This is a genomic window from Paraburkholderia tropica, assembly GCF_914484835.1.
Lineage (GTDB): Bacteria > Pseudomonadota > Gammaproteobacteria > Burkholderiales > Burkholderiaceae > Paraburkholderia > Paraburkholderia tropica_A.
The window spans coordinates 183,139-197,538 of the sequence record NZ_CAJZAR010000068.1; the positions used below are offsets into that span (position 1 = coordinate 183,139).

13 protein-coding genes are annotated in these 14,400 nt (G+C 63.7%); 6 read left to right on the forward strand and 7 right to left on the reverse strand.

Translation table 11 applies throughout. The annotated features are described in order from the left end of the window. Positions 1 to 3: 3 nt before the first annotated feature. The 6 genes from LDO54_RS25365 (at position 4) to LDO54_RS25390 (ending at position 5,185) form a co-directional block, all read left to right on the forward strand. Positions 4 to 762 carry a hypothetical protein gene (locus tag LDO54_RS25365; RefSeq protein WP_224013422.1) on the forward strand — a complete coding sequence of 253 codons (759 nt, stop codon included), beginning with the start codon at positions 4 to 6 and terminating at the stop codon, positions 760 to 762. Between the two features lie 199 nt (positions 763 to 961). Then, entirely contained in the window at positions 962 to 1,288 is a 327-nt protein-coding gene (locus tag LDO54_RS25370; RefSeq protein WP_224013423.1) for a hypothetical protein, read from the forward strand. An 18-nt stretch (positions 1,289 to 1,306) separates the two neighbouring features. Then, positions 1,307 to 1,726 (forward strand): MarR family winged helix-turn-helix transcriptional regulator, encoded by a 420-nt coding sequence (locus LDO54_RS25375; protein ID WP_224013424.1) that lies wholly within the window; start codon positions 1,307 to 1,309, stop codon positions 1,724 to 1,726. Between the two features lie 310 nt (positions 1,727 to 2,036). Next, positions 2,037 to 3,347 (forward strand): chloride channel protein, encoded by a 1,311-nt coding sequence (locus tag LDO54_RS25380; RefSeq protein ID WP_224013425.1) that lies wholly within the window; start codon positions 2,037 to 2,039, stop codon positions 3,345 to 3,347. Positions 3,348 to 3,380: 33 nt separating this feature from the next. Then, positions 3,381 to 4,061: a hypothetical protein gene (locus tag LDO54_RS25385; protein WP_224013426.1), complete on the forward strand. Its 681-nt coding sequence runs from the start codon at positions 3,381 to 3,383 to the stop codon at positions 4,059 to 4,061. A 101-nt stretch (positions 4,062 to 4,162) separates the two neighbouring features. Then, positions 4,163 to 5,185 (forward strand): D-cysteine desulfhydrase family protein, encoded by a 1,023-nt coding sequence (locus tag LDO54_RS25390; RefSeq protein ID WP_224013427.1) that lies wholly within the window; start codon positions 4,163 to 4,165, stop codon positions 5,183 to 5,185. Positions 5,186 to 5,212: 27 nt separating this feature from the next. Here the strand turns inward: LDO54_RS25390 and LDO54_RS25395 are convergent, their stop codons facing one another. From LDO54_RS25395 to LDO54_RS25425, 7 genes are all read right to left on the reverse strand, one after another. Then, a complete protein-coding gene (locus LDO54_RS25395; RefSeq protein ID WP_224013428.1) occupies positions 5,213 to 6,682 on the reverse strand; it encodes an MFS transporter in 1,470 nt (489 codons plus the stop codon). 125 nt (positions 6,683 to 6,807) lie between these two features. Then, positions 6,808 to 8,040, reverse strand: a complete 1,233-nt coding sequence (locus LDO54_RS25400; RefSeq protein ID WP_224013429.1) for a type II toxin-antitoxin system HipA family toxin — start codon at positions 8,038 to 8,040, stop codon at positions 6,808 to 6,810. Beyond that, a complete protein-coding gene (locus LDO54_RS25405) occupies positions 8,037 to 8,396 on the reverse strand; it encodes a helix-turn-helix transcriptional regulator (protein WP_224013430.1) in 360 nt (119 codons plus the stop codon). Before LDO54_RS25405 ends, LDO54_RS25400 begins: the two co-directional genes overlap by 4 nt. 191 nt (positions 8,397 to 8,587) lie before the next feature. Next, positions 8,588 to 9,247: a glutathione S-transferase family protein gene (locus LDO54_RS25410; RefSeq protein ID WP_224013431.1), complete on the reverse strand. Its 660-nt coding sequence runs from the start codon at positions 9,245 to 9,247 to the stop codon at positions 8,588 to 8,590. Between the two features lie 245 nt (positions 9,248 to 9,492). Beyond that, entirely contained in the window at positions 9,493 to 10,752 is a 1,260-nt protein-coding gene (locus tag LDO54_RS25415; protein ID WP_224013432.1) for an MFS transporter, read from the reverse strand. 344 nt (positions 10,753 to 11,096) lie between these two features. Further along, positions 11,097 to 12,038, reverse strand: coding sequence for a hypothetical protein (locus tag LDO54_RS25420; RefSeq protein ID WP_224013581.1), 942 nt, complete (start codon positions 12,036 to 12,038; stop codon positions 11,097 to 11,099). 259 nt (positions 12,039 to 12,297) lie between these two features. Then, positions 12,298 to 14,397 carry a TonB-dependent copper receptor gene (locus LDO54_RS25425; protein WP_224013433.1) on the reverse strand — a complete coding sequence of 700 codons (2,100 nt, stop codon included), beginning with the start codon at positions 14,395 to 14,397 and terminating at the stop codon, positions 12,298 to 12,300. Between the last annotated feature and the right edge of the window lie 3 nt (positions 14,398 to 14,400).

A 14,400-nucleotide genomic window follows, 5' to 3' on the forward strand; every position in this document is an offset into this window, starting at 1 on the left:
CTCATGAAATCGCGTCCTTCGTCATCCAGGCCCAACACGCCTTCGCGGCGCAACGCGCTGCTCACGCTCGGCGCCCTCGCCGCTTCTTTAACCACAGCGTTCGCCTCGCCCGGCGCACGCGCACAACAGCCCGGCACGTCCGGCACCGTGCTGATGGTGGTGCAGTTCAAGGGACCGAATCTCGCCGTCGATCAGGCGATCGCGGCGCATCTGCAAGCGCGCGGCTATACGGTTCGGCTCGTCGATCAGGATGTCGATCCCGCACTCGCACACGACGCGCGGCTCGTCGTCATTTCGTCGACGGTCTCGGCCAAGGACGTGTCTGCGGGCTGGCGCAACGCACCCGTGCCGCTGCTCACGTGGGAAAACGACCTGCTCGACGATCTCGCGATGAGCGGCAAACGGCACGACACCGACTTCGGCGAAGTGGCGAAGGAGCGCTATCTGTGGCTCGTGAACGCGCCGCACGCCGCCTCGGGCGGCTTGAGCGCGGGCGTGTCCAACGTCTTCCGCAAGCAGGCGCCGATGAGTTGGGGCAAGCCGGGGCTCGGCGCGTCGATCATCGCGACGATTTACGGTCAGCCGGAGAAGGCCGCGATTTTCACCTACGAAAAAGGCGCGACGATGGACTACGAAGCGCTCGCGCCCGCGCGGCGCACGATGTTCTTCATGGACAACGATTCGTTTCCTAACCTCTCCGAAGCGGGCCTGCGCCTGTTCGACGCCGCCATCGACTGGACCGCGTCGCGCGAGCGCACGTAAACCCAAGGCCCGATCCGGCACGCAAAGAAAACGCTGCACACGCCGCCGGATCGCCGGTCATGTCACGATGTGAAATACCTTCACTTCGTAAGAAACGTATAATGCACGCTGATTTCCCGCGCATGCGGGCGTTCGGCGTTGCACGCGCAACGGGGAGCGCGCCGCGCCGAGCGCAGTCTTGATTCAGCAGAGGATGCCCATGAAGCGACTTTTCCTGGCCGCGTTGGCCGGCGTCTGGACCGCGAGTGCGTTCGCGCACACCTGCACCGAAGGTTCGCAAGTGCGAATCGAGGGCGATGCGCCGGGCGCGATCAGCTACGACATCTACACCCATCTCTACCCGCTCAGCGCGCACAAGCTCGCGCGGCTCGCGAACGCGCAGCAGGTCACGATGATCCCCGACGGCACCATTGCGTGCACCATCGCCGACGACGGCGTGGACGATCCGCACGCGGTGCTCATCAACGGTCCGCACGGCCAGATGAGCTACTGGCTTTCGGAAGATTACGTCAAGCCGCTGAGCTGACCGGCCAGGCAACCTGTCATGGCATCGCCACGCCGCAAGGCCACGGAACCCATTTCTCGCGCCGATCTGGAGGAGCTTTCCGAGTTCCGCTATCGCCTGCGCCGCTTCCTGCGTTTTTCCGAAGAGATCGTGCACGCCGAAGGCGTGACGCCGCTGCAGTACATGCTGATGCTGCACACGCGCGCCTTTCCCGACCGCGACTGGGCCACGGTGGGCGAACTCGCGGAACGCCTGCAGGCGTCGTCGCATGGCACCGTGGCGCTGGTCACGCGCTGCGAGGCGGCCGGTCTGGTCGAGCGCGTGCCGAGCGCGCACGACCGGCGCCAGGTGCAGGTGCATCTCACGGCCGCTGGCGAAAGCTGTCTGATGAAGCTGGCCGCCCTGCACAAGTCGGAAGTGCAGTCGTTCGGCTGGGCGTTCCGTGAAGAAAACATCTGAGGCAGGCGGCGCAAGCGATCCGCGCCGTTTAAGTTTTTTTAAGTTTCCTTTAAGTATCCCGGCTTAAATTGGCACATATGTCATATCATGATCGTTTTTCGCGGCGCGCCTGCAGCGGGTGCGGCGCTCGATCGCGTGACATGGTGGTGTCCTCAGCTTGCCGGACTGCACGTCCAGTTGCCACCTGCGCCAACTGGTGGCGGCTTCCCCTGACCCAGCGTGATCGCTGGGTTTTTTTTCGATCGTCGAAAACGACGCTCGCGAAGGCGCCACCCATAGAATATTGTTCGACCACAGGAGAGACCGCACCGTGCGCATTTTTGGGCTGATCGACCGGCGCGCGCTGCAGCGCGCCAACCGGCTGTGGCTGCACTACGGCGTGTTCTGGCTCGGCGCAGTGGCCGTCGGTCTCGTCGCCGTGCTCTACGCGAAGCTCATCGATTTCGGCTACGCGCTCTTTCTGCGCTACGCCGCGGAACACTTCTGGCTGCCGCTTTTCGTTGCGCCCGCGATGGGCGCGTTGACGGTCTGGCTCACGCGGCGCTTCTTCAACGGCGCGGAAGGCAGCGGCATTCCGCAAGTGATCGCCATGCTGCACGGCCCCGATACGCTCGGCCCGAAGCTGCTCACGCTGCGCATTCTCGTCGGCAAGATCTTCGTGTCGTTTCTCGCGATTCTCGGCGGCTTCACGATCGGACGCGAAGGCCCGACCATTCACGTGGGCGCGGCGCTCATGTTCAGCTTGCGCGGCTTTTATCCGCAGCGCTTTCGCGCGATCAGCCACGGCGTGCTCGAACGGCGGCTCGCACTCGCGGGTGCGGCGGCGGGCTTGTCGGCGGCGTTCAATGCGCCGCTCGCGGGCGTGGTGTTCGCCATCGAGGAACTCATGCGCAGTTTCTCGGAGCGCACCAGCGGCGTGCTCATCACGGCCATTATTTTCGCGGGTATCGTCTCGCTCGGCCTTCAAGGCAATTACGTGTATTTCGGCACCATCGACATCGGTTCGGGATTGCCGAAATGGCTCATGCTGGCCGTCGTGCTGATCGGCGTGATCGCGGGCGTGCTGGGCGGCTGCTTCTGCTGGCTGCTGCTCAACACGCAGCGCTGGATGCCCGCGAAACTGCTCGATATGCGCGCGAATCGGCCCGTGCTGTTCGGCGCCGTGTGCGGGCTGATCATCGCGATCATCGGCGTGATCTCGCACGGCCACGCGTTCGGCAGCGGTTATGCCGAGGCACGCAGCATGCTCGAAGGCAATGCGCAGGTGAGCGCGGCGTATCCGCTGTTCAAGATCGTGTCGATGGTCGGATCGTATCTGCCGGGCTCGCCGGGCGGCCTGTTCGCGCCGTCGCTCGCGATTGGCGCGGGCATCGGCAATACGCTGCACATGATGTTTTCGCAGATGCAGCTTTCGATGCTGATCGCGCTCGGCATGGTCGGTTATCTCGCGGCGGTCACGCAGAGTCCGATCACGGCGTTCGTGATCGTCATCGAAATGATCAACGGTCATGCGCTCGTGCTGTCGCTCATGGCGACCGCGCTGATCGCGAGCCGCGTCTCGCGCATCTTCGCGCCGCCGCTTTATGACGCGCTCTCGCAACGCTATTTGCGAGAGCCTTAACTTACGCTATCGCGCACAATCGTCGGGGATGAAATGAGGATCGCGGACAATCTGGAACGGCGCCTGCTCGGCACGGCGCGTGTGTTGTGCATCGTGGCGCTGGTCGGCGCGGTGCTGGCGATGATGGCGGTGATCGCCGCGCTGGCCGCGTCCGGCAACGCCAACGTGAGCGCCGATCCGCCCGTGAGCGCGAGCGCCGTGCTCGCCTCGATTCCGGGCACGGAAGCGGCCAACGACGCGATCTCCAGCAACGGGGCGAATGGTACGAATGGCGCATACGGCGACGAAGCCGCGCTCGAATTGCCCGCCGCCGCCGGACTCGCGCTGCCCGCGCCGTTGCGCGCCGTGCTCTATCAGCACAATGCGAGTCAGCCGATGCTCGACGCGTGGCTCGACAACGTGCCGCTCGCCGACCGCCAGCAATTCGTCGATGAACTCAGCCAGGTGATCGCGCACGCGACGCACCACGCATCGGCATGGGAATGGGACGATCGCGACCGTTATGTGGCGACGGCGATGAATCAATACGCGCGCTTCAAGATCGAACGCATCGCGTCGGCGCAATCGCTGATCGAGGCGGCGCAGGCGCGTAGCGCGCAATTCCGCTCGTCGCTCGGCACCCTGCTCGCCCTGGCGGGCTTTCTCACCGTGCTCCTGCTGCTTCTCGCGATCGAACGCAATACGCGCGCGCTGCGCGTGCAGAAGCCCGGCTGATTGCGATTGCAAGCCCGCACGCGCAACGCGCCAATAGCGCCCGTCACGTCGATCACGCTAACCAGGCAGTTCATCGCCACGAAACGTTCTTCGTCCCGCCCATGAACACGACCTCACTCGATCTTTCTGCGTTTCCCCGGTACGCGCTGCTCGAAGGCCCGACGCCCATTCAACATCTATCGCGGCTGAGCGCGCGGCTGGGCGGCGCGAACCTCTATGTGAAGCGCGACGATCTGAACGGACTCGGCGGCGGCGGCAACAAACTGCGCAAGCTCGAATTCCTGATGGGTGAAGCGCTCGCGCGCGGCGCCGATACCATCATCACCGTCGGCGCGCGCCAGTCGAATCATGCGCGGCTGACGGCGGCTGCCGCCGCGCGCGCGGGGCTTCAGTGCGAGCTGGTGCTCACGCGCGCGGTGCCGCGTTTCGACGCGGAGTACCTTGAAAACGGCAATATTCTGCTCGACGATCTGCTCGCGGCGCACGTGCACGATCTGCCCGCGGGCTCCGATTCGCTTCAATTCGCCGAAGCGCGCGCCGATACGCTGCGCGCGCAAGGCCGCAAGGTTTATGTGTGTCCGCTCGGCGGATCGAGTCCGGTCGGCTGCCTCGGTTATGCGGATGGTGCGGCGGAGATCGCCGCGCAGTCGCGCGCGAGCGGCGTCGCGTTCGACCATATCGTCATGCCCAACGGCAGCGGCGGCATGCACGCGGGCTTCGTGGCGGGCATGACGGCGCTTGGGTTGAATGCGGCCAGCGTGACGGCGTTCGCGGTGTACGCGAGCGCCGACAAAGCCCATGCCGCGACACTCGAAAAAGCGAATCAGACCGCGCAACTCATTGACGCCAGTTTGCAGATCGACGCCAACGCGATCGTGATCGACGAATCGCAACTCGGCGACGGTTACGGCGTGCCCACCGACGCCATGCGCGACGCCGTGCGTCTGCTTGCATCGACCGAAGGTCTGCTGATCGATCCGGTTTATGGCGGCAAGGCGTTCGCGGGCCTGCTGGCGAACGTCACGAGCGGGCGCTATCGCGCGAATGAAAACGTGCTGTTCGTGATGACGGGCGGCTTGCCCGGTTTGTACGCGTATCGCAGCGCGTTTCAGCGCGAATCGTGACGCCACGCCACGCGACGTGACGCGACATCACGCATCGTCAATAGCGGAAAGCGGCGTGGCCACGTGTTCGAGCGACTTGCGCTCGGCGTCCACGCCCCAGATCGCGGCGATCAGCGCTGCGCCCAGCATCAACGCGGAACCGACGAGATAGCCGGTGAACACTTCGCTGCGCTGATGCGTATCGATCAGTCGTCCGAAGAATGCGGGACCGACGATGCCGCCGAGTCCTGTTCCAAAGGCATAAAACACTGCAATCGCGAGCGCGCGAATTTCGAGCGGAAACGATTCGCTCACGGTCAGATACGCCGAACTCGCCGCCGCCGAGGCGAAAAAGAAAATCACCATCCACGCGATCGTCTGCTGCACGACAGTGAGCCAGCCCTGCGCGAACAGATAGCCGCTCACGCTTAGCAGCACGCCCGATAGCGCGTAGGTGGCCGCGATCATCTTGCGGCGGCCCAGCACGTCGAACAATCGTCCGAGCACGAGCGGCCCGAGGAAATTGCCGAGCGCGAACGGCAACAGATAAAGGCCGACATCGCTGCCTGGCACGCGATAAAACTCGGTGAGCACCAGCGCGTAGGTGAAGAAGATCGCGTTGTAGAAGAAGGCCTGCGCCGTCATTAGCGACAAACCGACGAACGCACGGCGGCGATGGCGCACGAAGATCGCGTGCAGCACTTCGCGCAATGGCGTGTGTCGACGCGCGCGCAGGCGCAGCGGTTTTTGGACGCTGTTATCGAGCGTGTGTCCGGCTTCGCGAAAGCGCGTTTCGATGCCTTCGACGATCGAGCGCGCATCGTCGTGATCGCCGTGCGTGAGCAGCCAGCGCGGGCTTTCGGGAATCCAGCGGCGCATCGGCAGAATGATGAGCGCGAGCACCGCGCCGATAAAAAAGCACGCGCGCCAGCCCCAATCCGGTGGCAGCCAATGCGGATCGAGCAGCGCGTAAGAGCCCAGCGCGCCGATGCCCGCGCCCACCCAGAAGGTGCCGTTGATGCTCAGGTCGGTCCAGCCGCGCACGCGCGCGGGCGTGAATTCCTGGATCGTCGAATTGATGGCCGCGTATTCGCCGCCGATGCCCGCGCCGGTCAACGCGCGAAACACCACGAAGCTCCACGAGCACGCCGTGGCGGCCGTCGCGAGCAGATAGACCGCGAGCGTGATGAAGAACAGCTTGCGGCGGCCGAGCCTATCGGTGAGCCAGCCGAACCCGAGCGCGCCCAGCACTGCGCCCGCAATATACGCGCTGCCCGCGAGCCCGACTTGCGCGTTGTCGACGTGCAGCACCGGGCTGGCCTTCAACGCGCTCGCGACCGCGCCCGCGAGCGTCACTTCGAGTCCGTCGAGCAGCCAGGTCACGCCGAGCGCGACCACGATCAGCACGTGAAAGCGGCCCCACGGCAGGCGGTCAAGGCGTGCCGGTAGATCGGTTTCCAGAACGGCGGGTTGATCGCCGATCTCGGCGGTGGCGCGGGTTGGGGTCTCGCTGGGCATGGGCGCGGCTCGCATTGCACGAAAACGTGCTGGATCGCGACATCGGCAGCAGGTTGCGTACCTGGCGTGTGTTGCTCGCCGTGTTCGTTTAGCGCCTGTATATCGTGCGTGTATATCGTGTGCGTTTAACTCGCGGCGCGCATGCGCGAGCGGTTCGCCTCCACGGCCTCCACGATTTCCGCGACCGTGGCCGCCGCAATCGGAAACGCCGAAGCACGCACCGCCAGTTCGCCCGCAATGTCCGACGTGCGCTCGATGATGCGCGCCGCGCTCGCCGCCTTCACGCCGCTATCCTTCGCGAGTTTCAGCAGATGAGCGCGCGCGGGCGCACGTGCCTCGCCGCCGATATCCATCTGATGCTGGCCCGCCGGTCCGCGATTGAACGTGATGTCGTACGCGGGCGCGATGCGCCAGTGATCGTCGCGATCGAGGCGGAAAGAAAAGTTCTTCGCGTGATCGTCGCGATTATTGAAGATCACGTTGAAGACGCAGCGCGCGTACAGCGCCTCGACTTCGCGCACGTCGCGCGTAACGAAGCCCGCAAGGCGCAGCAGATTCGTATAGTCCAGCGACGGCAAACGAAAATCCACGTGCGCGACGCCCGCCGCCGTATGCACGGGCACGCGCAGACCGTCCTCGCGATCGAAGCGCGCAATGCCGAACGCCGCGCCCTGCGCGCCAAGATCGAAATGCGCCGTAGGCGGCATCTCGATCCCGCACGAACGCGCGAGATCCGAATAGAGCATTTCGATCGCACAGACTTCCGGCGCTTCGTTTTGCGCCGGAAACTTCACGAGCCACGGCTCGCCGGGCGCGTCCTCCGAATTCCACATGCGATTGGCGGCACGGTCCACGTTGACCAGCACCTTCGGACGCGCGCCATGCGGCGAGCCGCCCATCAGCACGAGTTCGCGCAGCACCGCTTCGCTCGCGCCCGCCATGGCCTGCTGCACTTCGTCGGCGATGGTGTGGAGATTCACATCGGCGACGACGATGGGCGCCTCGCTCTCGGGCGCGTAACTCAGCGCGCCCATGCCGCGACGGCCGACCACGGCGAGGCGGTCGAGCGGCGAAACCGCATAGGGATCGATGCCGCGCACGCGGAACAGGCGGTCCATCAGCAGCATGCCCCAGCCGTCGGGCAGACTGTCGGCGACGAGGCCGGGCAAGCGCTGCTGATGCGCGGGGAAATCGCCGAACGCGGCGCTTTGCAGGGGCAGTTTGAAGCGCGACAGTTCGAGGCCGCGATCGCGCGCCGCCTGCGTGTATTCGAACAGGAGATGCTGGCCGTCGTCCGCGAGCACGCCGAGGTCGAAATGTTCGCCCCAGCCTTCGTAGATCACGCGCAGGCGTTTCATCGGCTGGATCTCCTGGACACGGATTTGGCGGCGGGTTTGGCGACTGGTTTGTCCGCCGATACGCGGCGCGGCGCACGCTGACGGGTCTCGCTCGCCTGCTCCATCGCGCGGATCGAACGGACCTTGAGTTCGAACAGCGCCTCCAGATCGGCCGCCCGCCCGAGCGCCTGCGCCACGCGCAGGAACGTCTCCAGCGTCGCCTGGCCGCTGCGTTCGAAATTGCGTAACGCGCGCTCGGACACGCCCGCGCGCGCCGCCAGTTCGGCCTGCGTGAGCGCCTGCTGAAGCCGCAAGGCGCGCAGTTTCTGTGCGAGCGCGCCCGCGATTTCCTCGACCGTCGCGAGATCGAACAGCATGGCCTGCTCCACGGTGGATAACAGGCACAATTATACCGTTTATCGCGGAAATTCACCGATAATCGGTAGAAATATGCCGGTTAATGTGGATCAATCGTCAGCGATTCCTAACCGGCGCAAATCTACCGTTTATCGAGAAAATCCTGGCTTAAGCGGCATTTTTCTTCCGATTACACACCACAAGCGCACAGTCAATCCCGATCGGGCGCGCCCAGCGGAAACAAGGGCCGATACGGCCTCGCCTCCTCCACCGCGCGCGCAAACGAGGGCCGCGCGAGCAGCCGCGCACGATACGCGCGCAGCACGGCGAAATGCTCGGGAATGCGGTGCGTCCAGTCGGCGTAAAAGAGCGAAGGCGCGGCCGCGCAGTCCGCGAGCGTGAAGTCCTCGCCCGCCGCCCAGGTCCGCCCCGCGAGCCGCTTGTCGAGCCACGCGTAGGCCAGATCGAGCTTGCTCGCCGCATACGCGCGCGCGTCGTCACGCTGCGCGGGATCGCCCGTCAACGCGCCCTCGACGGCGCGCTGCACCGGCGTCATCACATGCAGATCGAAGAAGCGATCGAGAAAGCGCACATCGAGCGCGGCCATCGGGTCATGCGGCAAAAACCGCTGCGCGCCGCCATGCGCGAGCTGAAGATATTCGATGATGATGCTGGTCTCCGCCACGCTGCGCTCGCCGTCGACGAGCACCGGAAATTTGCGTAACGGCCACAGCGTCAGCCACGCCTGCGTGTGCTGCGGCGTGTCGGGCCCAATCGCGCGCAACTCGAACGGCGTGCCGTTCTCGTACAGCGCGATGAGCACCTTCTGCGTATAAGAAGAAAACGGATGACCATAAAGCGCGAGCGACATCGTGAGACCTCCCGGTTCGAAGCGGACAGCGCAGGCGGGTGGAAGATGCGTTGAACGACGGCTTGAACGATGCGCCAGGCGCGCGCGCATTGCAAGCGTTCGCGTGCGGCGATAGTCGTGCGGTTCGGCTTGGGAGGGAGGTTCGATCGTGACGCGATCGAGAAGGAGTCTGCGATGGCGGAGCGCCACCGCGCTGGCGCAGGGGCAAGCACCAAGCCTGCCCCACGCCTTCTACACAACGCGCATCAGTCGAGCGATGCGCCGCCGCAATTGCATCCGCGTTCGAGCGACGAAGCCGCCGCCGAACGCGGCCGCTCCATCGCAGCCAGGCGCTGCAACGTGATGAGGCCCAGCACGGCGAGTCCGCAGCCGAGCACGAAATCGGCGCGCACGCCCGCATGATCGACGATCGTGCCGCCCACCGACGAACCCAGCGCAATCGCCACCTGAATCACGCTGACGAACATCGCCGAGCCGGCTTCAGGACGATCGGCCGTGCCGCGCTGAATCCACACGCTGAAGCACAGCGGCAGCGCGCCGAACGCGACACCCCACATCAGCATCGCCGCGATTTCGCCGATGCGCACGTGATCGAGCAACAGCATCGACGACAGCGCGCAAAGCAGCAGCGCTGTCATGGCCGCAACCGATGTTTTCAAACGATTCGCGATCACCATCGACAGCAGCGCATTCGAGAAAAATCCGATCACGCCGAATGCGAGCAGCAGCAGCGTAATGGCGTTCAACGAAAAGTCCTGCTGCAACAGCGGCGCGATAAAGGTGTACGTCGAAAAATGCGCGCCGAAAACCAGCGCGACCATCAGCATGCTCAGGCGCGTATGCGGACGACGCATCAATTCGACGAAATCGGCGATACGCAGCGCGGTGGCGGACGGCAGCGACGGCACGAGCAACGCCTGCGCGATCAGCGCGACCGCGACGAGGCCGCCCGTCGCGAGAAACGACGCGCGCCACGATGCGAAGCCCGCGATAAAGGTGCCGAGCGGCACGCCGATCACGGTCGCGCAGGTGACGCCCGTGAGAATGATGGCGGTTGCACGCGCGGCGTCGCTGAGTTGCACGAGACGTCCGGCGGCGGCGGTCGCGAGCGTCCAGAAGCCGCCGAGCGCCGCGCCGAGCATCGCGCGGCCGATCAGCATGACAACGAAATTCGACGACATCGCCGAAACGATATTCGACGCGAGCAGCACCGCGGTGAGCAGCAAAAACACGCGGCGCCGATCCATGCGGCCCGCGAGAATCAGCATGCCGGGCGCGAAGATCGCGGCCAGCACGCCGGGCGTGGTGACCATCAGACCCGCTGTGCCCGGCGTTACGCCGAGGTCGCGCGCAATCTGGGGCAGGAGCCCGACCGGAAGAAATTCGGAGGTGACGAAAGCGAATGCGCTAATGGCGACGGCAAACACCGCGAGCCATTGGCGCAATGTCGTTTCGGCGCCGGGGCGTAGCGACGCCGCATCGACGGGTTGTTCGTTGATGTGCATGGAACTGTTTTAGAGAGGCGAATAATAAAAGCGATTGTTCGGTCAAACTGCGCTAAAACGCGGGAGAAAATGCGGATAACCGAATTCGCTGCGGGGTTCTTTCTAACTTAACATCGCAGAAAGAAAATTGTGTGAGTGTTTTAAAAAACGCGTTCGTCAGTAGGGTCTTGATGCGCGCGGAAACACGTACGCGAAACGAATGCCGCGCCTGATATCTGCGTCAAAAGGACGCAAATTTCAGGCGCAAAGCGCGGCGATCGGTAAAAAAGAAACGGCGAAAAAAATAAATACGTGGCGTGGCCGATCAGAAGGCATTCATCAGCCGGAAGCGGTATGCCGGTATTTTACCAACGGTAGCCCACGCCCGCAAAAATGATGTCGGTGTCGCGGTTATAGCGCGTGACCACGCGATTCCATTCGAGCCGTCCGTCCCAATGCCGGGCGAAGCGATACGAACCCGCAATCGTCACGAGCCCCGAGAATTTGCCCGCGCCCGGCCCAGGCGATTCGCCGTTCTCGTTTTCGTTGATGGCGTAATACGCACCCGCGCCCACGGCCAGCGTGACCTTGTCGTTGAGAAAGGCGCGCGTGGCCCATAACTGGCTCGTGATGCCGTCGCGCCGCGCGGTTTTGCTACTGCCTTCGTGCAGATAGCCGAGCGTGACGTCCATATACTTCATGAGTCCGCGCTGATATTCGATCGCGCCGCCCAACGCGTTCGGCGAACTAGTCGAATTCACGATGGTCTCGCCCAGATAAACCGCGACTTCGTTATTCGTGACCTTCGACGACGAGCCCGACGCCCAATCGCGCGGCCCAGGACTATCCGGCGCGTCGAGTTGATAACCGATGCCCAGCATCACGCTCGTAGCGTCCGGGCCGCGCTGCACATGAACGCGATTGAGTTGAAGTTGCGTGATCCAGCGGCTGGATGCGTAATACGCCGCGCGCACGCTATAGACAACGCCCCAGCCATGCACGTCGGAATAGCTGCCGCCCTGCTCCGCCGTGGTGGTGTCGAAATAGCGATACGGTCCGATACCCGCTTGCAGCACGAACTTCGGATTGCCGAGCGGCACTCTGCCCCAAAGCTGAATTAACTGACCGTCACGGTGATGATCGGGAATATGCCCTTCGTTGAGCCATGAAAAGCTCGCGGCGAAATATGGCCCAAGCCCCTCCTGATAATTGAACGCCCATGTGTAGGTATTGGTGCTTCCCGCGCGCGAACCGCCGCCAAACAGCGAAAACTCCTGTGCGTGCGCAACGCTCGCGTGAAGCAGCATGAACACACTCGACCACTGCAGATATCGCTTGATCGCCTTGAAGCGGACACATCGTTCTTTCATGCGGAAGCTCCTGGCGTGCGCGATGCACTCGACGGTCACCAGCTTGCGTCGGCGCAACCTGATCGACGCTAGATGAAATGAGCCGCGTCTTGACGCATAAACGGTAATTCCCGACAAAGAAGGGGGCAACGTGCAATGGCGCCTGCCCCGCATTCGCATCAATAAATGAGCAACGCGCCACGCTGTTCATCGCCTGTCACATGCGCAAGCGCAATCTGCCCCAAATAGTGCGTCCCGGCTCCATCACCGCCACGCCGCCTGGGTAGCCGAAACCCGCATTGCCCGCGAGATTCAGATGTTCGCTATAAGCCTTGTTAAACAGATTATCGACACCGATGGATAATTGCGTGCGCTTATCCAGATCGTATTGCGCATGCAACGACACGACGCCAAATCCCGCGCTCGGACCGAAGTCCTGCCCCACGACATTGCCCTCGTGCATCGCATAGCGGCGCTGCGGCGCCACGATGCGCCAGAGCGCGCCGACCGACCACGCACGCCACGCATAGTCGGCATTCAAACGCAAGTCGAGCGGCGGAATTTGCGGCAACGGTTCGCCGCTGCTCGCGTTGCGCCCCCACGCATAAGCCGCCGACATGCCGAATTTCCATCCCGCGCTCATGCGCCATGTCGCGCCCAATTCGCCGCCCAGAATTTGCGCATTCACGTTAGTGGCTTGCGAAACATTTGCGTTGGCGCCCGTGCCGTAGGTGAACAAAATGAAATCGTCGACATAGCCCGCATAAGCCGAAATCCACGCATCGACAGCGTCATTCCGATAATGCGCGCCGATATCGAATTGCGTGGTTTTTTCCGGCTCGATGCCCGCGAATGCGTTGGCGGAATTCGCGGGTCCGTTTGACGGCGAAAACAGTTCCCAGTAGTCGGGAAAACGTTCGGTATGGCCTACGCCGGCGTACCACGTCAGAGGCACGGCACGCGCGCTTTGCTCATAGCGGATAAAGCCGCCAGGCAAGACGCGCGTGCGGGTCTCGTTCGCGGTCGGATTGGGCATCGACATCGCCGCCATGGCCGCACGCGTGGACGTGCGTTCGTCGGTGGCCGCCGCGCGATCGAGACGCAGGCCGGCAACGACGCGCTGCGTTTCGCTCGCATCCCACGTCAATTCGGAAAAGAGGCCGTAATTCGTCATGTGCGCCGATGGCGTCCACGGCAAACCGGACGGACTTTGCAGCCCCATCGCCGAACGCGCATCGAGCCAGTTCGACTGCGCGTCGAAACCGGCGATCCCTTGCAGGTTGTCGCCCAGATCGAGCGTCGCCGCCACGCGGGCGCCTGCCGTGCGGCGGCGCACATCCGACGCCATCGCCATGCTGCCGGACGGCGTCTCGCGCAATGTATAGTTATCCATACGATGTTCGAAGGCGTTGTAATAAACCTGCGCCTCGATCTTGCGGATCACGCTGTTGAGATGCTGTTTTTCGAAGCGCAACGCGACGCTGTCGCGCTTGAAACGCACGCCATCCATGCTGCGTCCCGCGTAGCGCGCGTGACCGTCGCCAGTGCCCGCATCGAGTTCGATTTTCGTATCGGCGTCGGGCGTCATGCCGAGCGCGATATCGGCATTCCATTTATCCCAGGCGGAGGGCACGGATTGACCGTTGCCGTCACGATAATCCTGCGCGTGCGATTTATTCGCGTTCACGCGCGCATAGACATCGGGATTGCCCGCTGCGAGTTCAAGATTCTCGTCGTTGCGGCCGTTCGTGCCGCCCATCACACTCGCGTCGACGTGTGCGCCGGCCGTATCGAAGCGCGGCGTCTCGCGCTCGAACAACACGGTGCCCGCCGACGCGCCGGGACCATACAACACGGTTTGCGGGCCTTTTATGACCGTGACCTTGTCGTAACTCTCCGGCGCGACATACGACGAAGGCGCGTCCATGCGCCCCGGACAAGCGCCCTGCGTGGGCGCGCCATTCGCAAGCAGATTCAGACGCGAACCGAACATGCCGCGCAATACGGCATCGCCATTGGTGCCGCCGCTGCGAATCGCCGTAAAGCCCGGCACGGTCTTCAGATAATCCGCCCCGTCGCTCGCTGGCAGCGGCTGACGCGGTGTTTTCGGATCGGTGACGGAAACGAAGGGATTCTTGAGCGGACGCGCCACGACTTCGACACGCGGCAACATGGCTTCGGTTTCCGATACCACGCCGCCTGACGCATCGTCTGGAGACTCGGCGCGTGCATCAACCGATCGGCAAAAAATCGAAGCCGCGAGAAACGCCACTTTTGCGGCGGCCTGAATTCTGGAAGCAGTAATTGAATTGAACATTCG